Origin of the sequence: Pseudomonas sp. M2, assembly GCF_015751845.1 — a bacterium.
In the GTDB taxonomy this organism is placed as follows: domain Bacteria; phylum Pseudomonadota; class Gammaproteobacteria; order Pseudomonadales; family Pseudomonadaceae; genus Aquipseudomonas; species Aquipseudomonas putida_E.
In genome coordinates this window covers 2641147-2661539 of the sequence record NZ_JADOUD010000001.1, presented here as the reverse complement: position 1 = coordinate 2661539, position 20393 = coordinate 2641147, and the positions used below count along the sequence as shown (strand labels likewise).

Sequence of the window (20393 nt, the reverse complement as noted above, 5' to 3'; positions counted from 1 at the left end):
ATGCCTTACGCCTGCCTCGCTTGCGGCTTGAGCCGCACGTATAGGGTTTTATCGACCCGCGCCACCAGCTCGCCGGCACCGTCGCGGACATCGACCTGCAAACGTGGCAGGTATTTCTTGCCGCTGGCGGTCTGCTGGCGGATCTCGTCCAGCAGTGCGTCTTCGATGTGGAAATCGGCATACACCGGGCCTTTGCCCGGTGCGATGAAGTCAATGCTGGCTGCCTTGTCCCAGACGATGTACTCACGGCCCAGCAGTTCGATCAGCAATAGCATGTAGAACGGATCGACCATCGAATACAGGCTACCGCCAAACTGGGTACCGACGTAGTTGCGGTTCCAGCGGTTCAGCTTCATGCGCACCCTGACACTGCGCATGTCTGGGCTGATGTGCTGAATGCGAATGCCAGCGCCCAGGTACGGTGGGTAAAGGTTCAGCAGCCAGCGCAACATGCGCGCCCGGCGCGCCAGCTTGCGCGGGTTGCTCATGCCTGCCCCCGCGGATCAGGGCGGGTGCCCAGGCCCATGGCCTGGCGGGCGAACCAGCTTTTGGCCGGCGGCAGCAAGTCGAGCCCAAGCAAGCCGATGTTGCGCCCGGCGGCCAGCAACGGCTGATTACTGCCGAACAGGCGGGTAACCTGGTCGGAGAAACCGATGGTCATGGCCTGGTCGAGTTGCTGGCGTTGATGGTACGCCTGCAGGGTCGCCAGATCGCCTGGCTGCTGCGGGCCGGCCAGCAGCGCATCGGCCAGCGACTGCACATCGCGCAGCGACAGGTTGAAACCCTGCCCGGCAATGGGGTGCAGGCTGTGCGCGGCATTGCCCAGTACCACCAGATGCGGGCGCACCTGCTCTTGGGCTTCGACCAGTGCCAGCGGGTACAGATGCCGTGCGCCGACCTGGCGCAGGGCGCCGAGGCGATAGCCGAATACATCCTGCAGCTCGCGCAGGAAGCTGCGTTCGTCGATCTCGGCCAAGCGCTTGGCGTCCATACCCTGACGGGTCCAGACCAACGCACAGCGGTTCTCGGGCAGCGGCAGCAATGCCATGGGGCCTTGCTCGGTAAAGCGCTCGAAGGCTTGCCCGCGATGGGACTCGCCCGGGGTAATGTTGGCGATCAGGGCGCTCTGCTCGTAGGGCGTGCGGCGCACATGGATGCCCAGTTGCTCGCGCAACCCGGAGCGGCCACCGTCGGCCAGCACTGCCAGGTCGCACTCAAGGGCGGTGTCATCGTCCAGCTGCAAGCGATAACCACCGGCGACGGCCTGCATCGCCTTCACTTCGGCCGGGCAGCGCCAGCTCACCACCTCGCTGTCCAGCCCTTGCCAAAGGCACTGACCAAGCCAGGCGTTCTCGACCACGTAGCCCAACGCTGGCACGCCCTCCTCCAGCGCATCGAGGCGGGTGGAGCCAAAGCGCCCACGGTCCGAGACCTGGATCTGCCGGATCGGCTCGGCACGAGGGCTGATGCCCTGCCACACGCCCAGGTGCTGGTAGATCTGCCGGGTACCGAACGAAAGCGCTGAGGAGCGCGCATCATAGCTGGGCTGGAAGCTGTCGCCCGGGGCGAATGGCTCGATCAGCAGGATCTTCCAGCCACGCGCCTTGGCCCCAGCCTGCAGGGCCAGCGCAAGGCTGGCACCGACCAGGCCGCCACCAATGATCGCCAGGTTGACTCGGTTCATGCAGCGTCCTTACGGGCCGCCTGCATAAGCGCCTCGATCTCGGCGACCGTCCTGGGCACGCCCGAAGTCAGAATTTCACAGCCTTGCCTGGTCACCACCACGTCGTCCTCGATCCTTACGCCGATGCCGCGCCATTTCTTCGCGACCTGCTGATTGTCGGCGGCAATGTAGATACCCGGTTCGACGGTCAGCGCCATGCCAGGCTCCAGCACCCGCCACTGGCCGCCGACCTTGTATTCGCCCACATCGTGCACGTCCATGCCCAGCCAGTGCCCGGCACGGTGCATGTAGAAGGCCCGATACGCTTCACTTTCGATCAGCGCCTGCACCTTGCCCTTGAGCAGGCCCAGCTCCACCAGGCCCTCGGTGATCACCCGCACGGTCGCTTCATGGGCGTGGTTCCAGTGCTTGCCTGGGGCAATCTCGGCGAAAGCGGCGGCCTGGGCCTTGAGCACCAGTTCATAGACGGCCTTTTGCTCAGGCGAAAACCGCCCGCTGACCGGGAAGGTGCGGGTGATGTCGCTGGCATAGCAATCGATTTCGCAACCGGCGTCGATCAGCACCAGGTCACCGTCCTTGAGCGCGGCATTGTTCTCCTGATAGTGCAGGATACAGCCATTGCGGCCGGCAGCGACGATCGACCCGTAGGCTGGCATTCTTGCCCCGCCTTTACGGAACTCGTAGTCCAGCTCGGCTTCCAGGCTGTACTCGTGCAGCCCCGCCCGGCAGGCCTGCATGGCCCGCACATGGGCACGCGCGGAAATTTCTGCAGCGGCGCGCATCACTTTCACTTCCGCCGCCGATTTATACAGACGCATGTCGTGCAGCAGATGATCCAGGGCAACGAACTCGTTCGGTGGCTGGGCGCCAAGGCGCGCCTTGGAGCGGATCACGTTGATCCAGTCCATCAGCCGACGGTCGAACTCGGGGTTGCTGCCCATGGCGCTGTAGACCCGTTCGCGACCTTCGATGAGGCCCGGCAGGATCTCGTCGATGTCGGTGATCGGGAAGGCATCGTCCGCGCCAAAGTCGCGGATGGCACCTTCCTGGCCGGCACGCAGGCCGTCCCACAGCTCGCGCTCAGGGTTACGCTCGCGGCAGAACAGCACGTACTCGCCATGCTCGCGCCCCGGGATCAGCGCGATCACCGCCTCCGGCTCCGGGAAGCCGCTCAGGTACTGGAAATCGCTGTCCTGGCGGTAGACGTGCTCGACATCGCGGTTGCGAATGGCGACTGCGGCAGCCGGCAGGATGGCAATGCTGTTGGGGACCATCTGCGCCATCAGCGCCTTGCGCCGACGGGCATATTCGGCCTTGGGTATGTGGCTCATGGGCAGGACTACCCCCGGTTGATCAGTGCAGCGAAGGTTTTGGCGCAGGCGCGGCCGGCGCGGCCAGCTCTGTGTACAGCAGCAGCGGCGCAACGCGCAGATACTCCATGACTTCCATGTAATCGCTTTCGCCGTCCTCGGATTCTTCCAGTGCTTCGTGGACCTGGGAAATGGCCACCAGGTCCTGGAGCACTTCCTTGGCATCGGTGGACAGGTCCTTGCCGCCAGCGTTGAGCCCGAAGCCGGCGATGAAGCCCTGGCACCACTGGCCCAGCGCCGTGGCACGCTCGGTCAGCGCGGTTTCGTCGCTTGGCAGCAGCAGAACGATCGCAATGTCCTCGCCGGTCAGCTCGGCCTTGACCATCTCTTGCAGGCCGATCAATGCAGCGCGCACATTGTCTTCAGGTTCGTTTTCCAGCACCCCGGCAGCGTCGGCCAGCCAGGCATCGGCCTCGAAGCCGGCACCGGCGCAACTGCGGCCGATCAGCAGGCCGTGCAGCTCGGCGGGGGAAACAGGGTGGCCGTTGCTCGAGAGCAGTGCGGCGAATGCGGTGTAGGGCGATTGGGTATTAGGCATGGGCGGCTAGGCGCCAGACGGCGCATTTGACTAGAATGAAGGCCTTGTATCCTAGCACCGGCAGGCGCGCCAAGACCATCGGCACTGGCCGTCACCGCTCAGGGAGAGGCATGATCGACGGGTGATTCAATGACGGAGCGAATCGAGTGCAACCCACGCAAGAGAACGACCTGCAAGCATTGATGAGCCGGTTCGAGTCGCTGATCGAGCGCGTCGAGCAACTTAAACGGCAAAATGCACTCCTAGTAGCTCAGGAAAAATCCTGGCGCGAAGAGCGCGCCCACCTCATCGAAAAGAACGAGATCGCCAAGCGCAAGGTCGAGTCGATGATCTTACGCCTCAAGGCCCTGGAGCATGACTCATGAGTTCAAGCAATAGCGTCACCGTGCAGATCCTGGACAAGGAATACTCGATCATCTGCCCGCCGGAAGAACGCAACAACCTGGTCAGCGCCGCACGCTACCTGGACGGCAAGATGCGCGAGATCCGCAGCAGCGGCAAGGTGATCGGTGCTGATCGGATCGCGGTCATGGCCGCATTGAACATCACCCACGAGATGCTCCACCGCCAGGAAGACCGCACCGACGCCCCCGCTGGCAGTGCCACCCGCGAACAGGTCCGCGACCTGCTCGATCGCGTCGACAAGGCTTTGTCCGACGACACGGATACCAAAATCGGCTGAGGTTGGTATACTGGCGCCACTCCCTGGGGGATGCGCCAGTCGGTTATGTCCCTGAGCCGATACGCACAACCACGGGGGTTGCACGCTGGGGCCGGTGTGCATGTCCGCCCGACGGAAAGCCTTAACGCCCCCTGCAATCTCCACCTTGAACTTTCGGGTTCAAGGGCTACACCGATAGCGGTCTTATCGGGGAGCCTGATTTCGACTGCCCGCCCACCCCGGCGGGCAGTTCTCGCTTTTAGCTTCGACACCTGGGAACGCCCGTGCCATGACCGACACCGCGCCGCTAACCCGCCCCCAGCTTCGTCGCCTGCTTCGCAATGCCCGCCGCGCACTCACGCCAGCCCAGCAACGCCAAGCCTCCCTTGGGCTGTATCGGCAGCTGGCGCAAAACCCGCTGTTCCGCCGCGCACGGCACATTGCCCTGTACCTGCCCAACGACGGTGAAATCGACCCGCAGTTGCTACTGCGCGAGGCGCAACGCCGTGGCAAACGTACCTACCTGCCGGTACTGCACGCATGGCCGCGTACGCGCATGGTGTTCCAGCGGTTCGAGCAAGGGGAAAAGCTCAAGCGCAACCGTTTCCGTATTCCAGAGCCACTGACTGACCGCAAGCGCCAGCGCCCGATCTGGTCGCTGGACCTGATTCTGCTGCCACTGGTGGGCTTCGATGAAGCCGGCGGGCGGCTAGGCATGGGCGGTGGTTTCTATGATCGCAGCCTGGCCTACCAGGCGCGACGCAAAACATGGAAAAAACCCCTGCTGCTGGGGCTGGCCCATGAATGCCAGAAGGTCGAACGACTGGCGCAGGCCAGTTGGGATGTACCACTGCAGGGCACGGTCTCGGACCGTGACTGGTACCTGGCGCCTAAATAACAGGCGCCAGCGGGGAAGATCAGCGCTGCTGCTGACCGGCTTCGACCGGTGCCTGGTACGCGGTATCGAGCTTGCGCTCCCAGATACCCTGAGCATAACCGGTGGTAACCACACCCAGACCAAAGATGAAGACCAGGACCCAGAGCAGGTCCGGTTTGCGTTGATTCATCGAAGAATGCCCCCCTAGGCATACGTTCTGGCTCGGCGACCTTCTTGGTGCCGCCGGAGCATATAGCGTTAAAATCGGCGCATTTTCCGACAACCTGCGTCGACACGCAAACGTTGACGCCAACCGGCTGTCGGTTTCGTGCAACAGGTTATTTCAAACCTTTTCAGGAGCAGTATCCATGGCCTACTGGCTGATGAAATCCGAGCCCGATGAGCTTTCGATCGAAGGCCTGGGCCGCCTGGGTGAGGCCCGCTGGGATGGCGTGCGCAACTATCAGGCGCGCAATTTTCTGCGCGCCATGAACGTAGGCGATGAGTTTTTCTTCTACCACTCCAGTTGCCCTCAACCGGGCATTGCCGGGATCGCCCGGATCACTGCAGCGGCCTACCCGGACCCAACTGCGCTGGACCCTCAGAGCCATTACTACGACGCCAAAGCCACTGCCGAGAAGAACCCCTGGAGCGCGGTAGATGTGGCGCACGTGAATACGTTCAGGCAGGTGCTGGGGCTGGGCTTGCTCAAGCAACAAAGCGCGTTGGAGGAGTTGCCACTGGTGCACAAAGGCACTCGGCTGTCGGTGATGCCGGTGACCGAAGAGCAGTGGGTGGCGATCATTGCGCTGAGCAAATGACCGGCCCCGCGAAGAGGCCAGCCTGTATCTTGATCACTGCACGATCAGGTTATTGAACAGCAGATCTTCGACAATCGGCTTGCCTTCTTCTGCTTCCATCACCTGCTGCACCTGCTTGAGCGCCTCTTGGCGCAATTTTTCCTTGGCGTCGACGTTGCTCAAGTTATCCACACCTTGTTGGGTGAACAGCGCCACCAGCTGGTTGCGAATCAGCGGCTCGTGGTGCTTGACCGCCTTGGCTGCCTCATCGCCAGTCACACGCAGGGCCACATCAGCTTTGAATACGCGCAACCTGGGGCCACCGTCGAGGGCGTAGTTGCCTACAAAGGGCGGGCTCAGGCTGATATAGGAGACCTTGGGGGCTCCTTCCTTGGCTTCTTCGGCCAGGGCCGCCGCTGGCAGCATCAGGGCCAGCAACATCAAGATCCACGCTTTCACGAATTCACTCCTCAAAACAATTGGCGCCAGCTTACCCAGCATGCGGCCCAAACCCAAGCCCGGGCTTATGCAGCCCCATCAGGGCGGGCCATGCTCGTTGACCCGGCAGGCCGCCCTCCTACACTTATCGGCCACTACCCGCAAAGGAATAGCCCGATGAAAGCTGTGTTGTGTAAAACCTTGGGGCCGGCACGCAACCTGGTTCTGGAAGAGGTGGCCAGCCCGGTACCGAAGAAAAACGAGATTCTGCTCGAGGTGCATGCGGCTGGGGTCAACTTCCCAGATACCCTGATCATCGAAGGCAAATACCAGTTCCAGCCACCGCTACCGTTCTCTCCCGGTGGCGAGGCGGCGGGTGTCGTTGCCGCTGTCGGCGAGCGCGCCGGTGCCTTCCAGGTCGGGGACCGGGTGATGGCCCTCACCGGATGGGGGGCGTTCGCCGAACAGGTGGCCGTGCCGTTCTACAACGTGCTGCCCATCCCCGAAAGCATGGACTTCACCACCGCTGCTGCCTTTGGCATGACCTATGGCACCTCGATGCATGCGCTCAAGCAGCGCGGCCAGTTGCAGCCAGGGGAAACCTTGCTGGTGCTGGGTGCGTCCGGTGGCGTCGGCCTGGCGGCCGTGGAGATCGGCAAAGCCATGGGCGCCAAGGTGATCGCAGCCGCCAGCAGCGCAGAGAAACTGGCCGTGGCCAAGGCTGCAGGGGCGGACGAGTTGATCGACTACAGCCAGGCCAGCCTCAAGGAGGAAATCAAGCGCCTGACCGGCGGCCAAGGGGTAGATGTGATCTACGACCCGGTCGGCGGTGAACTGTTCGACCAGGCCGTGCGCGGGCTGGCGTGGAACGGGCGGCTGCTGGTGGTCGGCTTTGCCAGCGGGACGATTCCACAGATGGCGGCGAACCTGGTGCTGCTCAAGGGCGCAGCGGTGCTGGGGGTATTCTGGGGGGCTTTTGCCCAGCGTCAGCCGCAGGACAATGCGGCCAACTTCAACCAGCTGTTTGCCTGGCATGCCGAGGGCAAACTGAAGCCGCTGGTATCGAAGACTTACCCACTGGCCGAGGCGGGCGCGGCGATCGAGCAGTTGGGCCAAAGGAAAGCGGTGGGTAAGCTGGTGCTGCTGGCCAGCTAATCATTGAAAGATACGCTGCCGCTGCAGAGCTCTTCGCCGATAAACGCGCGAAGAGCCCTGCACAGCCCAATCAGACCTCCCGCAGGTTGTGGCAGCGCCGGAACCGCGCTTCGAGGTTGCGGTCGGGCATCTGGTGGCTGCGCAATGCGTTCAACGTCTGCTCGACATACTCACGCGTCGTGCCGTAGCGCCCTTTGGCACTGGCAAGAATCTGGCTAAGCAGCGTATCAGGCAGATTGCCGGCGTAGCACGGCAGGTGCCGCTCAAGTACAAAGCCCAAGGCCTGCACCTTGCTGCCATCACCCAGCCGGCAGCTGAGCCAGTGCGGCCGGTACGCCGGGTACGGCATCTCTCTTTGCCACAAGGCCATCAGCGAGTCGTCGAGGTTGCTTTCATCGAGGCGGTAGGCAAAACCGCTGCACGAACCGCCGCGGTCGAGGCCGAACACCAGGCCTGGCGTTTCCGGCGTACCACGATGCTCGTGCGACCACAGGTAAAGGCCACGGTGATAGCCATGCACGCGTGCACGCTGGCGCTCTACCGAACTGCACTCCGGGCGCCATATCAACGAACCATAGGCGAACAACCAGACCGGGCCACCGTCATGGCGCGACATGGTCGTATGCATCGAGTTGATCAATTGCTCGCGGGTCAGTTGCTGGCCGAAGTCGAGTGCCGGAGGATAAGCGCTTTTCCAGGATAAACTTTCAAGTGCCGACATAAGCTGCCGCCATTATTCCCTGTGAACTACTGATATAGCGAAAGGCCCTGCAGGGCGGGGCTTGCGCCAGCGCCTTGGGAACCTGCAACCACCTTAGGGTAGAACCGCGCCAACACTCAAGCCCTGAAGCCCAAGTTTCACGCGAACTTCCGACGGTTGGAGAGCATTGTTCCAAGTATAGTGAAAGTTATTAGTCAAGGCGGTAAGAATTACCGCCTTATACCCACTACCTGAAACTTCGGTTATTAACCACGCGGTGCGTAGGCAAACACATCCGCACGCATGCGGTGCGCATCCATACCGGCCTCGACCAGGGCATCGAGCGTGGCATAAACCATGTTTGGTGAACCACTGGCATAAACATGGACCGTATTGAGGTCTTGCACGTCCTCGCACACGGCCTCGTGCAACATGCCGCAGCGGCCTTCCCAGCCACACAGGTCGCTCACCACCTTGTGCAGGAACAGGTTGGGCAGACGCTCCCATTCGTCCCAGTGCTCGATGGCGTAGAAGTCTTCAGGGCGTCGTACGCCCCAGTAGAGGTGTACCGGGTGCTTGAAGCCCTGGGCGCGGCAATGCTCGACCAGGCTGTGCATCTGCCCCATGCCGGTCCCCGCAGCGATGAGCACCAGCGGTCCATCGGGCAGCTCGGCCAGGTGGGTGTCACCGAATGGCATTTCGATGCGGGCGATAGGGTCACGCTGCAGTTGCGCCAAAAGCTGACGGGCGCTGTCTTCGCGGACCAGCACGTGAAGCTCAAGGTCGCGCCCACTGTGGGGGGCAGACGCCAGGGAGAAGGCCGCCGGCTTGCCGCCCTCGCGCTCGATCATCAGATACTGCCCGGCGTGATAGCGCAGTGGCTTGCCAGCCGGCGCGCGCAAGCGCACGCGCCAGACATCGCCACCCACCTCTACGCATTCAATGACGCTGCATGCCAGCTTGCGCACTGGCAGCTCGCCCAGGGCCAGCACACCATCCCAGAGCAGCACGCAGTCCTCCAGCGGTTCGGCGATGCACGTGAACAGCTCACCATGGTCGCGCACCTCACCGTTCTGGCGAACGCGACCTTCGACCAACAATGCGGCGCACACATGGCAATTGCCATTGCGACAGCTGTTCGGGCAGTCATAGCCCAGCCGCCGCGCTCCATCCAGGATCCGTTCCCCGGGTTCGAGCGCCAGCACCGCCCCGGACGGCTGCAACGTTACCTGCATCAATCTATTCCCAACTGGTCCCACAACTCATCGATGCGGCGGGTGACGGCCTCGTCCTTGACGATGACCCGGCCCCATTCGCGTGTAGTCTCGCCCGGCCACTTGTGGGTGGCATCCAGGCCCATCTTCGACCCCAGGCCCGATACCGGCGACGCAAAGTCCAGGTAATCGATCGGCGTGTTGTCGATCATCACCGTATCACGCTTGGGGTCCATGCGCGTGGTGATGGCCCAGATCACGTCATTCCAGTCACGGGCGTTGATGTCGTCGTCGGTTACGATAACGAACTTGGTGTACATGAACTGTCTCAGGAACGACCACACACCCAGCATCACGCGCTTGGCGTGGCCCGGGTACTGCTTCTTCATCGTCACCACCGCCATCCGGTACGAGCACCCTTCCGGCGGCAGGTAGAAGTCGACGATCTCCGGGAACTGCTTTTGCAGGATCGGCACGAACACTTCATTGAGCGCCACGCCGAGGATGGCCGGCTCATCTGGCGGCCGGCCGGTATAGGTGCTGTGGTAGATCGGTTTTTGCCGGTGGGTGATGCGCTCGACGGTGAACACCGGGAAGCTGTCCACTTCGTTGTAGTAGCCGGTGTGGTCACCATAGGGGCCTTCCGGAGCCATCTCCCCCGGGTGGATCACACCTTCAAGGATGATCTCGGCGGTAGCCGGCACCTGCAGGTTGCTGCCTCGGCATTTGACCAACTCGGTGCGGTTGCCACGCAAAAGGCCGGCGAAGGCATATTCGGACAGGGTATCGGGCACCGGCGTGACGGCGCCGAGGATGGTTGCCGGGTCGGCACCCAGGGCAACGGCGACAGGGAACGGTTGGCCGGGGTTCTTCTCACACCATTCGCGATAATCCAGGGCACCGCCGCGGTGGCTCAACCAGCGCATGATGACTTTGTTGCGGCCGATGACCTGCTGGCGATAAATGCCCAGGTTCTGGCGGTCCTTGTTCGGGCCGCGGGTCACGGTAAGGCCCCAGGTGATCAGCGGCGCCACGTCGCCCGGCCAGCAGTGCTGGATCGGCAGCTGGCCAAGGTCGACATCATCACCCTCGACCACCACCTCCTGGCAAACGGCATCCTTGACCACCTTCGGCGCCATGGACACGACCTTCTTGAAGATCGGCAGTTTCGACCAGGCATCCTTGAGGCCTTTCGGCGGCTCCGGCTCCTTGAGGAAGGCCAGCAGCTTGCCGATCTCGCGCAGCTCCTCGACCGACTCGGCGCCCATGCCCATGGCCACCCGCTGCGGGGTGCCGAACAGGTTGCCGAGCACCGGAATGTCGAAGCCCGTGGGCTTTTCGAACAACAACGCCGGGCCCTTTGCACGCAGGGTGCGGTCACACACCTCGGTCATTTCCAGGACGGGGGAGATCGGGACCTGGATGCGCTTGAGTTCACCGCGCTGTTCCAGGCCACGAATGAAGTCGCGCAAGTCGCGATACTGCATGCATGAGCCTCGTGTTGGCCGTATCGGTCGGGGTGCAGAGTGTAGCGCCGTTCAGCGCTCAATGGCCAAAAATGACTTGGGGCCGCTCCGCACCCCATCGCCGGCAAGACGGCTCCCACAAGGATCGCAGAGGACCTGTAAGAGCCTGCTTGCCGGCGATGGGCTGCGAAGCAGCCCCAATCACTGCCAGCCTGAAACGCTTACTTGCGCTTCATCGACAGGAAGAACTCGTCGTTGGTCTTGGTCTGCTTGAGCTTGTCGACCAAAAACTCGATGGCGGCGATCTCGTCCATCGGGTGCAGCAGCTTGCGCAGGATCCACATGCGCTGCAGTTCGTCATCAGCAGTCAGCAGCTCTTCACGGCGGGTGCCCGAGCGGTTGATGTTGATGGCCGGGAACACACGCTTCTCGGCGATGCGACGGTCCAGGGGCAGTTCCATGTTGCCGGTACCCTTGAACTCTTCGTAGATCACTTCGTCCATCTTCGAGCCGGTTTCTACCAGCGCGGTGGCGATGATGGTCAGCGAACCGCCTTCCTCGATGTTACGCGCAGCGCCGAAGAAACGCTTCGGCTTCTCCAGGGCGTGGGCATCGACACCACCGGTCAGCACCTTGCCGGAGCTCGGGATCACGGTGTTGTAGGCACGCGCCAGACGGGTGATGGAGTCCAGCAGGATGACCACATCCTTCTTGTGCTCGACCAGGCGCTTGGCCTTCTCGATGACCATTTCGGCAACCTGCACGTGGCGGGTTGGCGGCTCATCGAAGGTGGAGGCAACCACTTCACCGCGCACGGTGCGCTGCATTTCGGTCACTTCTTCCGGGCGCTCGTCGATCAGCAGAACGATCAGGTGGCACTCGGGGTTGTTACGGGTGATGTTGGCCGCGATGTTCTGCAGCATGATCGTTTTACCCGCTTTCGGCGGGGCGACGATCAGGCCACGCTGGCCCTTGCCGATCGGCGCGCACAGGTCGATGACGCGGCCGGTCAGGTCTTCGGTGGAACCGTTGCCGGCTTCCATCTTCAGGCGCTTGTTCGGGAACAGCGGCGTCAGGTTTTCGAAGAGGATCTTGTTCTTCGCGTTTTCCGGGCGATCGAAGTTGATCGTGTCGACCTTGAGCAGCGCGAAGTAACGCTCCCCTTCCTTCGGCGGGCGGATCTTGCCGACGATGGTATCGCCGGTACGCAGGTTGAAGCGGCGGATCTGGCTGGGCGAGACGTAGATGTCGTCAGGGCCGGCCAGATAGGACGCATCAGCCGAACGCAGGAAACCGAAACCATCCTGGAGAATCTCCAGCACGCCGTCACCTGAGATCTCTTCGCCGCTTTTCGCGTGCTTTTTCAGCAGGGCGAAAATCACGTCCTGTTTGCGCGAACGGGCCATGTTTTCGATGCCCATCTGTTCGGCCATTTCCAGCAGATCGGTAATCGGCTTTTGCTTGAGTTCAGTCAGGTTCATAAGGGGAATGACGTAATCATGTATGAAGGGAGGATTAAGCTTCTGGCTTAATGAAGCCGCGCCGCTAGAAGGCGATAGGATCGCGCACAGATTCTAATTAGGAGTGCGTCGGCGACGGCGTGCAGGGGGCACTGGAGAAACAGTGCGAGGCCGAATGTAACACTTGCTTTTTTCGACGTCTAGTGGGTTGGAAAAGAAAAGCCCCGGAATTTCCGGGGCTTTTTCACATCACAGGTGGGCGTCGAGGAACGCGGCCAGCTGGGATTTGGACAAGGCGCCGACCTTGGTGGCCTCGACGTTGCCGTTCTTGAACAGCATCAGCGTCGGGATGCCACGCACGCCGTGCTTGGCCGGGGTTTCCTGGTTGTCGTCGATGTTCAGCTTGGCGACGGTCAGTTTACCCTCGTAGGTGGTGGCGATGTCGTCCAGCACCGGAGCGATCATCTTGCATGGGCCGCACCATTCAGCCCAGTAGTCGACCAGCACCGGGCCTTGGGCTTGCAGGACTTCGGCCTCAAAGGTGGCGTCGGTGACGTGTTTGATAAGATCGCTGCTCATGGATATCTCCAGGGTCGTAAGCAAAAAACGTGGCCCATCATAGCCGCACCCACGCGCTACAGGAAGTCGCGGACGATTGAGTGTCACTATAGTTGTGCAAGACGCCACGAATCGAAACTGTCACAGAAGTGTCATAGCATCGACTGGCACATTGCCTTGCATCAAGCCCTGGCGAGTCGCGCGTTGGCGACAGCCTGCTAACGTGGCACGATTGCCGGGTTACCGACCGAGACTACTCAGATCATGCCGCATACCTTAGCGAAGAACCTGTCCCTGATTGCCGCCATCGACCTGGGCTCCAACAGTTTCCACATGGTCGTGGCCAAGGCTCACCATACCGAGATCCGCATCCTGGAGCGGCTCGGGGAAAAGGTTCAGCTCGCCGCTGGCATCGACGAAGCACGCATGCTCAGCGAAGAAGCCATGGTCCGGGGCCTGGAATGCCTGAAGCGCTTTGCCCAGCTGATCAACGGCATGCCTGCGGGGGCCGTGCGCATCGTTGGCACCAACGCCCTGCGCGAGGCGCGCAACCGCAACGAATTCATCCAGCGTGCCGAAGTGATCCTCGGCCACCCCGTGGAAGTGATCTCCGGCCGCGAAGAAGCGCGCCTGATCTACCTGGGCGTGTCCCACACCCTGGCCGACACCCCTGGTAAACGCCTGGTCGCCGATATCGGCGGTGGCAGCACCGAGTTCATCATCGGCCAGCGCTTTGAGCCGCTGCTGCGTGAAAGCCTGCAGATGGGCTGCGTCAGCTTCACCCAGCGCTATTTCCGCGATGGCAAGATCACCCCGGCCCGCTACGCCCAGGCCTACACTGCCGCGCGCCTGGAGCTGATGAGCATCGAGAATGCCCTGCACCGCCTGACCTGGGATGAAGCGATAGGCTCCTCCGGGACCATCCGTGCCATCGGCGCCGCAATCAAGGCCGCTGGCCTGGGCAATGGCGAGGTCAACGCCGACGGTCTGGCCTGGGTCAAACGTAAGCTGTTCAAGCTGGGCGAGACCGACAAGATCGACTTCGACGGGGTCAAACCCGACCGCCGCGCCATCTTCCCGGCCGGCATGGCGATTCTCGAGGCGATTTTCGACGCGCTGGAACTGCAACGCATGGACCATTGCGATGGCGCGCTGCGTGAAGGTGTGCTGTTCGACCTGCTTGGCCGCCACCACCACGAAGACGTGCGCGAACGCACCCTGAACTCGTTGATGGAGCGCTACCACGTCGATCAGGGCCAGGCTGCGCGCGTCGAGCGCAAGGCGCTGCACGCCTTTGACCAAGTGGCCAAGGCATGGGGCCTTGAAGAGGGTAACTGGCGCGATCTACTGGGCTGGGCAGCCAAAATTCACGAAATTGGCCTGGACATTGCCCATTACCACTACCACAAGCATGGTGCCTACCTGATCGAGCACTCCGACCTGTCGGGCTTCTCGCGTGAAGACCAGCAGATGATGGCGCTGCTGGTACGTGGCCACCGCCGCAACATCCCCAAGGACAAGTTCGCCGAACTGGGCGATGAAGGCGTGAAACTGCTGCGCCTGTGCGTACTGCTGCGCTTCGCCATTCTGTTCCACCACATCCGTGGCACCCAACAGATGCCCAAGGTGCAACTGCAGGCCGCAGACAATAGCCTCGACGTGGCCTTCCCGGCCGGCTGGCTGGAGCAGAACCAGCTGACCCAGGCCGACTTCGCCAACGAGGCGGAGTGGCTGGCCCGGGTCAACTTCGTCCTCAGCGTACGTTAAGTACCGGGTTGCTCAGGCGCTCCAGCAGGGTCGCCTGGGCACTGCGCGGGTTCTGGTTGCCGGTCGGGCTGCTGCGCACATAGCGCCCGTCGGGCTGCAGCGTCCAGGCATGGGTGTTGTCGGTCAGGTAGCCTTCCAGCTCCTTCTTCACCCGCAGCAACAGCTTCTTGCCCTCCACCGGGAAGCAGGTCTCGACACGCTTGTCGAGGTTGCGCTCCATCCAGTCGGCGCTGGACAGGTAGATCTGCTCTTCGCCGCCGTTGAGGAAGTAGAACACCCGGGTATGCTCCAGGAAGCGGCCGATGATCGAGCGCACCTGGATATTGTGCGAAACCCCCGGGATGCCTGGGCGCAAGCAGCACATGCCACGCACCACCAGGTCGATCTTCACGCCCGACTGGCTGGCCTTGTACAGGGCCTTGATGACCTTGGCATCGGTCAGCGAGTTGAACTTGGCGATGATGTGCGCGGGCTTGCCTTCCAGGGCGAACTGGGTTTCCCGGGCAATCATGTCGAGCATGCCCTTTTTCAGGGTGAACGGCGCGTGCAGCAGTTTTTTCATGCGCAAAGTCTTGCCCATGCCGATCAACTGGCTGAACAGCTTGCCGACGTCCTCGGTGAGGGCATCGTCGGAGGTCAGCAGGCTGTAGTCGGTGTACAGGCGAGCATTACCGGCGTGGTAGTTACCGGTGCCCAGGTGGGCGTAGCGGACGATCTCGCCCTGCTCGCGGCGCAGGATCAGCATCATCTTGGCATGGGTCTTGAAGCCCACCACGCCATAGATCACCACGGCGCCGGCGGCCTGCAGGCGGCTGGCCATCTGCAGGTTGGACTCTTCGTCAAAGCGCGCGCGCAACTCGATCACCGCGGTGACCTCCTTGCCGTTTCGTGCTGCATCCACCAGTGCGTCGACAATTTCCGAGTTGGCGCCGGAGCGGTACAGCGTCTGACGAACGGCGAGCACGTGCGGGTCCTTGGCGGCCTGGCGCAGCAGGTCGACCACGGGGGTGAATGACTCGAACGGGTGCATCAGCAGGATGTCCTGCTTGCTGATGACACTGAAGATGTTGTCGGCGTTGACCAGCAGCTTGGGGATCGCCGGGGTGAACGGCGTGTACTGCAGCTCCGGGTGGCTGTCCAGGCCGGTGATGCTGAACAGGCGGGTCAGGTTGACCGGGCCGTTGACCTGGTACAACTCGCTCTCGCTCAGGCTGAACTGCTTGAGCAGGTAGTCGGACAGGTGCTTGGGGCAGGTGTCGGCCACTTCCAGGCGCACGGCATCGCCGTATCGGCGCGAGAACAGCTCACCGCGCAGGGCGCGCGCCAGGTCGTCGACTTCTTCCGAATCCAGCGCCAGGTCGGCGTTACGGGTCAGGCGGAACTGGTAGCAACCCTTGACCTTCATGCCCTGGAACAGGTCGTCGGCATGGGCGTGGATCATCGAGGACAGGAACACGTAGTTGTCCCCAGGGCCACCGACCTCTTCCGGCACACGGATGACCCGCGGCAGCAGGCGCGGAGCCGGGATGATCGCCAGGCCCGAATCACGACCGAAGGCATCGACGCCTTCGAGTTCTACGATGAAGTTAAGGCTCTTGTTCACCAGCAACGGGAACGGGTGCGTCGGGTCCAGACCGATCGGGGTGATGATCGGTGCAATCTCGTCACGGAAGTAGCGGCGCACCCAGGTCTTTAGCTTGGGCGTCCAGTACCGGCGGCGGATGAAGCGGATCGCGTGCTTTTCCAGTTCCGGCAGCAACACATCATTGAGGATCGCGTACTGGCGATCAACTTCGGTGTGCACCAGCTCGCTGATGCGCGCCAGCGCCTGATGCGGCTGCAGGCCGTCGGCACCGGCCTGTTCACGAGCAAAGTTGATCTGCTTCTTCAAGCCCGCCACGCGGATCTCGAAGAACTCATCGAGGTTGCTGGAGAAGATCAGCAGGAACTTCAGGCGCTCGAGCAGCGGGTAGGACTCATCCAGCGCCTGCTCCAGCACGCGGATGTTGAACTGCAGCTGCGACAGCTCGCGATGAATGTACAGGCTGCTGTCGTCCAGGCTCGGGATGGCGATGGCCGGCGCGGGGGCAGCATGCACGGGCGCGGGGGGTGCGGCCTCTACTGCAGGCTCCGGGGCCTCTGGCAGATCCGGCGGGGTCTGCACCATCTCTTCGGGGACCGCCTGGGCGTCCTTGATCGCGACAGGGGTTAGCACTTCATTATTCATCTGGCGTTCCTGGAGGACGTTAACGCCCTATCATCAATTGAGCGGGACGATAAGCGGCCATTATGACGTCTGTGTTACATCTATAGGCAAGCCCGCGACTTGTGGCTGAAGCCATTGTCCTTGTACGAATTGTTCACGTCGAGACACATCTGGACACTTTCACGAACGCGCGTGAAGGGGTAGGCTGCGCGTTCATTTCGCCAGCACCTCAGAAAATGCTTCAACAATTCCTGCAGGATTTCGGCTATTTTGCCCTTTTTCTAGGCACCTTCTTCGAAGGCGAGACCATCCTGGTGCTTGCAGGATTCCTTGCGTTCCGCGGGTACATGGACATCAGCCTGGTGGTGATCGTGGCATTCTTCGGCAGCTATGCCGGCGACCAGCTGTGGTACTTCATGGGCCGCCGCCACGGGCGCAAGATCCTCGCGCGCAAGCCGCGCTGGCAGGCCATGGGCGACCGGGCGCTGGAACATATCCGCCGCCACCCCGACATCTGGGTACTGAGCTTCCGCTTCGTCTATGGCCTGCGCACGGTCATGCCCGTGGCTATCGGCCTGTCCGGCTACCCACCCCGCCGTTATCTGCTGCTCAACGGCATCGGCGCAGCCGTCTGGGCATTGGCCCTGGGCGCAGCCGCGTACCACTTCGGCGCCATTCTTGAAGGCATGCTGGGCAACGTGAAGAAGTACGAGCTATGGGTGCTCGGTGGCCTGCTGCTGCTCGGCGCCCTGCTGTGGCTGCGGCGGCGTTTTCGCACCTTGCGCGCCGAGCGCAAGGCCGCGGCACAGGCCCAGGCCGCCGAGGCTGAGCAGGCTGTAAAGCGCGAGCAGGGCCCAGACCAAGGGCGTAACAACCCCTAAGCCCAGAGCGCCAGCCAGATACAGCGCAGGCACATTCAACAACAGGCGCGCCAGCTCCAGGCGCCCTGCCCACGGCCGGTTTTCCAGGGCCGCGCCCAGGGCGAACAACCCCAGCGCCATCACCGCCCAGCCAAGCACCAGGGCCGCCGTCGGCACCTGCTCTGCAACGCCCATCAAGTAGCTGCCCAATGCCACGTAAACGGCGAACTGCAGCACCACATAACCCTGCTGCGCCCGCCCCAGGGCAACCTCGAACTTACGGAACAGCGCCAGGTTCTGCTTGGCCTGTGGATAACGCGCGGCCACATCCGCCGGCCGCCAGCCAGTGGGCATGAACCAGATACGCAGTTTGTCCCACAGGCTATCGGTGCGCCGGGCATCGTCCCAGAGCTGGGCATAGAACTGCAGGTTGGCCCACAACGGGTTCCAGCTGGCCAACGGCGTGGTCACGCCAAACACCACCGGCTCGGCCGGGTCTTCTTCCTTGAAGGTGCCAAACAGACGGTCCCAAAGAATGAACACACCGCCGTAGTTGCGATCCAAGTAAACAGTATTTTGCGCATGGTGGACGCGATGGTTGGACGGTGTGATCAGTATCCATTCGAGCCAGCCCAACTTGGGAATGTGCCGGGTGTGCACCCAGAACTGGTACAGCAGGTTGAGCGACGCCACGGTAATGAACACCCATGGCGGCACGCCGACCAGCGCCAGCGGCAGGTAGAAGATCCACGAAAAGAGGAAGCCGCTACTGGTCTGGCGCAACGCGGTGGTGAGGTTGTACTCCTCGCTCTGGTGATGCACCGAGTGGGCTGCCCACAGCACATTGCGCTCATGCCCCAAGCGGTGCAGCCAGTAATAGCAGAAGTCGTACAGCACGAACGCCAGCAACCAGACCCAGACGGCGTGGCCCGGCAGGTGCAGCAGCGCCAGATGCTCCCACGCCAGTGCATAGGTCACCAGCCCTGCCCCCTTGGTCAGCAGCCCGGTACTGGTGGACAGCACGCCGGTGCTCAGGCTGTTGATCGAATCGGCCACGGTGAAATTGCGCTGGCCGCGCACACGGTCGGCGACCAATTCAACCGCGATCAGCACGAAAAAGAACGGTACGGCCAGCAGAATCAAGTCCATGGACAGCTGCCTCGAAGGGTATCCACACAGATTAGGATGCACCCAAGGCAACCCCTATGGCCACATCTGCCAAACTAGAGGACATTTAGCGCCTCGACACTGGAGTAATGAGCATGACGAAAAAAGTAGCGGTGATTCTTTCCGGCTGTGGCGTCTACGATGGCGCCGAAATCCATGAAAGCGTGATCACCCTGCTGCGCCTCGACCAGCGCGGCGCACAGGTGCAGTGCTTCGCGCCGAACATCGCGCAGATGCATGTGATCAACCACCTCACCGGTGAGCAGATGCCTGAGTCGCGCAATGTACTGGTGGAATCGGCGCGCATCGCCCGCGGCGAGGTCAAGGACATCAGCGAGGCCAGGGCCGAGGACTTCGACGCGCTGATCGTGCCGGGTGGTTTCGGGGCGGCGAAGAACCTGTCCGACTTTGCCGTCGAAGGTAGCGATTGCACGGTCAACCCGCAGGTACTGGCCTTGGCCGAGGCCTTTGCCGAAGCTTGCAAGCCGGTTGGCCTGATGTGCATTTCACCGGCACTGGCGGCCAAGATCTACGGCCCTGGCGTGGTTTGCACCATCGGGAACGATGCCGATACTGCTGCTGCGGTGACCAAGATGGGTGGCACCCATGAAGAGTGCGATGTGCATGACATTGTCGAGGACACCCAGCGCAAGCTGGTGACCACGCCGGCGTACATGGTGGCCAAGTCGATCAGCGAGGCGGCTGGCGGCATTTACAAGCTGGTGGATCGCGTGCTGGAAATGACCCACGAGGCTGACTGATCAGCCCTTGGCCAAGCGGGCCAGAATACGGTCCAGCGCATTGGCGAACGCCTGCTTTTCGCGTTCGCCATAAGGCCCCTGCCCTCCGCCGGCCTGGCCCTGCTCGCGCAACTCGGTAAACAGGTTGCGCACTGCCAGCCGGTCGCCCATGTTGCGCTCGTCGAATTCACGGCCGCGTGGGTCCAGCGCCGCTACCCCCTTCTTGATCAGGCGGTCGGCCAGCGGCACGTCGCTGCAGATGACCAGCTCACCTGGCACGGCGTGCTCGACCAGGTAATCATCGGCGGCATCCATGCCGCTGGGTACCACGATCAGCCGCACAACGGCGAAGGCCGGTTTGGCCACGGCCTGCCCGGCCACCATGACCACCTCGAGCTTGCGCTTGAGGGCGAATTTGACGATCAGGTCCTTGGCTGCCTTGGGGCAGGCGTCGGCGTCGATCCATATGCGCATTGCGTTTTCCTCTTGAAGCAGGAGGGGCTTTGCCCGATGCCGTTCAGTTGAGCGATTTGGGGCCGCTTTGCGGCCCATCGCCGGCAAGCCAGCTCCCACAGGTATCGCGCAGCTCTTGAGCTCTGCGCTGTACCTGTGGGAGCTGGCTTGCCGGCGATGGGCTGCGTAGCAGCCCCGAAACGGCCATGTTACTCGTCCCGGCGAAAGAAACACGCAATGGCACATCTATTTCAACGGCCCTGTGCAGTTGCAGAAGCA

General features: G+C 62.3%; 21 protein-coding genes, 1 other RNA gene and 1 pseudogene. 9 read left to right on the top strand and 14 right to left on the bottom strand.

Going from position 1 to position 20393, the window contains the following annotated elements; translation table 11 throughout:
• Positions 1-5: 5 nt before the first annotated feature.
• Genes IWW33_RS12320 through IWW33_RS12305 form a run of 4 tightly spaced genes read right to left on the bottom strand, consistent with a single transcriptional unit; the run spans position 6 to position 3592 of the window.
• Entirely contained in the window at positions 6-488 is a 483-nt protein-coding gene (locus tag IWW33_RS12320; RefSeq protein ID WP_046788199.1) for a DUF4442 domain-containing protein, read from the bottom strand.
• On the bottom strand, positions 485-1684 hold the full coding sequence (gene ubiH / locus IWW33_RS12315; protein WP_115273144.1) for a 2-octaprenyl-6-methoxyphenyl hydroxylase: 1200 nt from the start codon (positions 1682-1684) through the stop codon (positions 485-487). The genes IWW33_RS12320 and ubiH overlap by 4 nt, the downstream gene beginning before the upstream one ends.
• Entirely contained in the window at positions 1681-3015 is a 1335-nt protein-coding gene (gene pepP / locus IWW33_RS12310) for a Xaa-Pro aminopeptidase (protein WP_115273145.1), read from the bottom strand. The genes ubiH and pepP overlap by 4 nt, the downstream gene beginning before the upstream one ends.
• 22 nt (positions 3016-3037) lie before the next feature.
• The gene (locus IWW33_RS12305; RefSeq protein ID WP_174141991.1) at positions 3038-3592 is read right to left on the bottom strand and encodes a YecA family protein; all 555 of its coding nucleotides are present in this window, start codon (positions 3590-3592) and stop codon (positions 3038-3040) included.
• Positions 3593-3774: 182 nt separating this feature from the next.
• Between IWW33_RS12305 and IWW33_RS12300 the strand changes: the two genes are divergently transcribed.
• The 4 genes from IWW33_RS12300 (at position 3775) to IWW33_RS12285 (ending at position 5151) form a co-directional block, all read left to right on the top strand.
• The gene (locus IWW33_RS12300) at positions 3775-3957 is read left to right on the top strand and encodes a TIGR02449 family protein (protein WP_039603542.1); all 183 of its coding nucleotides are present in this window, start codon (positions 3775-3777) and stop codon (positions 3955-3957) included.
• Positions 3954-4274 (top strand): cell division protein ZapA, encoded by a 321-nt coding sequence (locus IWW33_RS12295; protein WP_012316783.1) that lies wholly within the window; start codon positions 3954-3956, stop codon positions 4272-4274. Before IWW33_RS12300 ends, IWW33_RS12295 begins: the two co-directional genes overlap by 4 nt.
• 17 nt (positions 4275-4291) lie before the next feature.
• Positions 4292-4471: non-coding RNA, 6S RNA (ssrS, locus tag IWW33_RS12290), on the top strand.
• Positions 4472-4542: 71 nt separating this feature from the next.
• Positions 4543-5151 carry a 5-formyltetrahydrofolate cyclo-ligase gene (locus IWW33_RS12285; RefSeq protein WP_046788196.1) on the top strand — a complete coding sequence of 203 codons (609 nt, stop codon included), beginning with the start codon at positions 4543-4545 and terminating at the stop codon, positions 5149-5151.
• A 19-nt stretch (positions 5152-5170) separates the two neighbouring features.
• On the opposite strand, the gene IWW33_RS12280 is transcribed toward IWW33_RS12285, so the two are convergent.
• The gene (locus tag IWW33_RS12280; RefSeq protein ID WP_168216575.1) at positions 5171-5320 is read right to left on the bottom strand and encodes a hypothetical protein; all 150 of its coding nucleotides are present in this window, start codon (positions 5318-5320) and stop codon (positions 5171-5173) included.
• A gap of 178 nt (positions 5321-5498) precedes the next feature.
• Between IWW33_RS12280 and IWW33_RS12275 the strand changes: the two genes are divergently transcribed.
• Positions 5499-5951, top strand: a complete 453-nt coding sequence (locus IWW33_RS12275; protein WP_174141992.1) for an EVE domain-containing protein — start codon at positions 5499-5501, stop codon at positions 5949-5951.
• 33 nt (positions 5952-5984) lie between these two features.
• Here IWW33_RS12275 and IWW33_RS12270 read toward each other — a convergent pair whose 3' ends face one another.
• Entirely contained in the window at positions 5985-6389 is a 405-nt protein-coding gene (locus IWW33_RS12270; RefSeq protein ID WP_125924702.1) for a flagellar basal body-associated protein FliL, read from the bottom strand.
• Positions 6390-6545: 156 nt separating this feature from the next.
• Here IWW33_RS12270 and IWW33_RS12265 point away from each other — a divergent pair, with 156 nt between their 5' ends.
• On the top strand, positions 6546-7523 hold the full coding sequence (locus IWW33_RS12265; RefSeq protein WP_046788193.1) for an NADPH:quinone oxidoreductase family protein: 978 nt from the start codon (positions 6546-6548) through the stop codon (positions 7521-7523).
• Between the two features lie 70 nt (positions 7524-7593).
• On the opposite strand, the gene IWW33_RS12260 is transcribed toward IWW33_RS12265, so the two are convergent.
• The 5 genes from IWW33_RS12260 to trxA all read right to left on the bottom strand — a co-directional run bounded on the left by IWW33_RS12260 (position 7594) and on the right by trxA (position 12942).
• A complete protein-coding gene (locus tag IWW33_RS12260) occupies positions 7594-8244 on the bottom strand; it encodes a gamma-glutamylcyclotransferase (RefSeq protein WP_046788192.1) in 651 nt (216 codons plus the stop codon).
• A gap of 245 nt (positions 8245-8489) precedes the next feature.
• Positions 8490-9458, bottom strand: a complete 969-nt coding sequence (locus tag IWW33_RS12255; RefSeq protein ID WP_046788191.1) for a CDP-6-deoxy-delta-3,4-glucoseen reductase — start codon at positions 9456-9458, stop codon at positions 8490-8492.
• Entirely contained in the window at positions 9458-10924 is a 1467-nt protein-coding gene (gene ubiD / locus IWW33_RS12250; protein WP_046788190.1) for a 4-hydroxy-3-polyprenylbenzoate decarboxylase, read from the bottom strand. The genes IWW33_RS12255 and ubiD overlap by 1 nt, the downstream gene beginning before the upstream one ends.
• 200 nt (positions 10925-11124) lie before the next feature.
• Positions 11125-12384 carry a transcription termination factor Rho gene (gene rho / locus IWW33_RS12245; RefSeq protein ID WP_003253661.1) on the bottom strand — a complete coding sequence of 420 codons (1260 nt, stop codon included), beginning with the start codon at positions 12382-12384 and terminating at the stop codon, positions 11125-11127.
• 228 nt (positions 12385-12612) lie between these two features.
• Complete coding sequence (gene trxA, locus IWW33_RS12240) at positions 12613-12942, bottom strand: thioredoxin TrxA (RefSeq protein WP_012316792.1); 330 nt, start codon at positions 12940-12942, stop codon at positions 12613-12615.
• 243 nt (positions 12943-13185) lie between these two features.
• Between trxA and ppx the strand changes: the two genes are divergently transcribed.
• Positions 13186-14688 (top strand): exopolyphosphatase, encoded by a 1503-nt coding sequence (ppx, locus tag IWW33_RS12235; RefSeq protein WP_046788189.1) that lies wholly within the window; start codon positions 13186-13188, stop codon positions 14686-14688.
• On the opposite strand, the gene ppk1 is transcribed toward ppx, so the two are convergent.
• Entirely contained in the window at positions 14675-16915 is a 2241-nt protein-coding gene (ppk1, locus tag IWW33_RS12230; RefSeq protein WP_012316794.1) for a polyphosphate kinase 1, read from the bottom strand. The genes ppx and ppk1 overlap by 14 nt on opposite strands.
• 215 nt (positions 16916-17130) lie before the next feature.
• On the opposite strand from ppk1, the gene IWW33_RS12225 reads away from it, so the two are divergent.
• Entirely contained in the window at positions 17131-17775 is a 645-nt protein-coding gene (locus tag IWW33_RS12225; RefSeq protein ID WP_080952215.1) for a DedA family protein, read from the top strand.
• Positions 17776-18276: 501 nt separating this feature from the next.
• Here the strand turns inward: IWW33_RS12225 and IWW33_RS26645 are convergent.
• Positions 18277-18903, bottom strand: a pseudogene (locus tag IWW33_RS26645) (sterol desaturase family protein); the annotation flags it as partial.
• 113 nt (positions 18904-19016) lie between these two features.
• On the opposite strand from IWW33_RS26645, the gene elbB reads away from it, so the two are divergent.
• A complete protein-coding gene (elbB, locus tag IWW33_RS12215) occupies positions 19017-19682 on the top strand; it encodes an isoprenoid biosynthesis glyoxalase ElbB (RefSeq protein WP_115273149.1) in 666 nt (221 codons plus the stop codon).
• Here elbB and IWW33_RS12210 read toward each other — a convergent pair whose 3' ends face one another.
• Positions 19683-20135 (bottom strand): YaiI/YqxD family protein, encoded by a 453-nt coding sequence (locus IWW33_RS12210; protein WP_012316798.1) that lies wholly within the window; start codon positions 20133-20135, stop codon positions 19683-19685.
• Positions 20136-20393 lie beyond the last annotated feature (258 nt).

What these genes read in the sequence shown, in the direction of transcription:
- IWW33_RS12320 (WP_046788199.1), bottom strand. Translation starts at nt 488, where the DNA reads ATGAGCAACCCGCGCAAGCTGGCGCGCCGGGCGCGCATGTTGCGCTGG.
- IWW33_RS12300 (WP_039603542.1), top strand. Translation starts at nt 3,775, where the DNA reads ATGAGCCGGTTCGAGTCGCTGATCGAGCGCGTCGAGCAACTTAAACGG.
- IWW33_RS12275 (WP_174141992.1), top strand. Translation starts at nt 5,499, where the DNA reads ATGGCCTACTGGCTGATGAAATCCGAGCCCGATGAGCTTTCGATCGAA.
- rho (WP_003253661.1), bottom strand. Translation starts at nt 12,384, where the DNA reads ATGAACCTGACTGAACTCAAGCAAAAGCCGATTACCGATCTGCTGGAA.
- IWW33_RS12225 (WP_080952215.1), top strand. Translation starts at nt 17,131, where the DNA reads ATGCTTCAACAATTCCTGCAGGATTTCGGCTATTTTGCCCTTTTTCTA.
- IWW33_RS12285 (WP_046788196.1), top strand. Translation starts at nt 4,543, where the DNA reads ATGACCGACACCGCGCCGCTAACCCGCCCCCAGCTTCGTCGCCTGCTT.
- ppx (WP_046788189.1), top strand. Translation starts at nt 13,186, where the DNA reads ATGCCGCATACCTTAGCGAAGAACCTGTCCCTGATTGCCGCCATCGAC.
- ubiD (WP_046788190.1), bottom strand. Translation starts at nt 10,924, where the DNA reads ATGCAGTATCGCGACTTGCGCGACTTCATTCGTGGCCTGGAACAGCGC.
- IWW33_RS12210 (WP_012316798.1), bottom strand. Translation starts at nt 20,135, where the DNA reads ATGCGCATATGGATCGACGCCGACGCCTGCCCCAAGGCAGCCAAGGAC.
- ubiH (WP_115273144.1), bottom strand. Translation starts at nt 1,684, where the DNA reads ATGAACCGAGTCAACCTGGCGATCATTGGTGGCGGCCTGGTCGGTGCC.
- IWW33_RS12280 (WP_168216575.1), bottom strand. Translation starts at nt 5,320, where the DNA reads ATGAATCAACGCAAACCGGACCTGCTCTGGGTCCTGGTCTTCATCTTT.
- trxA (WP_012316792.1), bottom strand. Translation starts at nt 12,942, where the DNA reads ATGAGCAGCGATCTTATCAAACACGTCACCGACGCCACCTTTGAGGCC.
- IWW33_RS12295 (WP_012316783.1), top strand. Translation starts at nt 3,954, where the DNA reads ATGAGTTCAAGCAATAGCGTCACCGTGCAGATCCTGGACAAGGAATAC.
- elbB (WP_115273149.1), top strand. Translation starts at nt 19,017, where the DNA reads ATGACGAAAAAAGTAGCGGTGATTCTTTCCGGCTGTGGCGTCTACGAT.
- IWW33_RS12305 (WP_174141991.1), bottom strand. Translation starts at nt 3,592, where the DNA reads ATGCCTAATACCCAATCGCCCTACACCGCATTCGCCGCACTGCTCTCG.
- pepP (WP_115273145.1), bottom strand. Translation starts at nt 3,015, where the DNA reads ATGAGCCACATACCCAAGGCCGAATATGCCCGTCGGCGCAAGGCGCTG.
- IWW33_RS12255 (WP_046788191.1), bottom strand. Translation starts at nt 9,458, where the DNA reads ATGCAGGTAACGTTGCAGCCGTCCGGGGCGGTGCTGGCGCTCGAACCC.
- ppk1 (WP_012316794.1), bottom strand. Translation starts at nt 16,915, where the DNA reads ATGAATAATGAAGTGCTAACCCCTGTCGCGATCAAGGACGCCCAGGCG.
- IWW33_RS12265 (WP_046788193.1), top strand. Translation starts at nt 6,546, where the DNA reads ATGAAAGCTGTGTTGTGTAAAACCTTGGGGCCGGCACGCAACCTGGTT.
- IWW33_RS12260 (WP_046788192.1), bottom strand. Translation starts at nt 8,244, where the DNA reads ATGTCGGCACTTGAAAGTTTATCCTGGAAAAGCGCTTATCCTCCGGCA.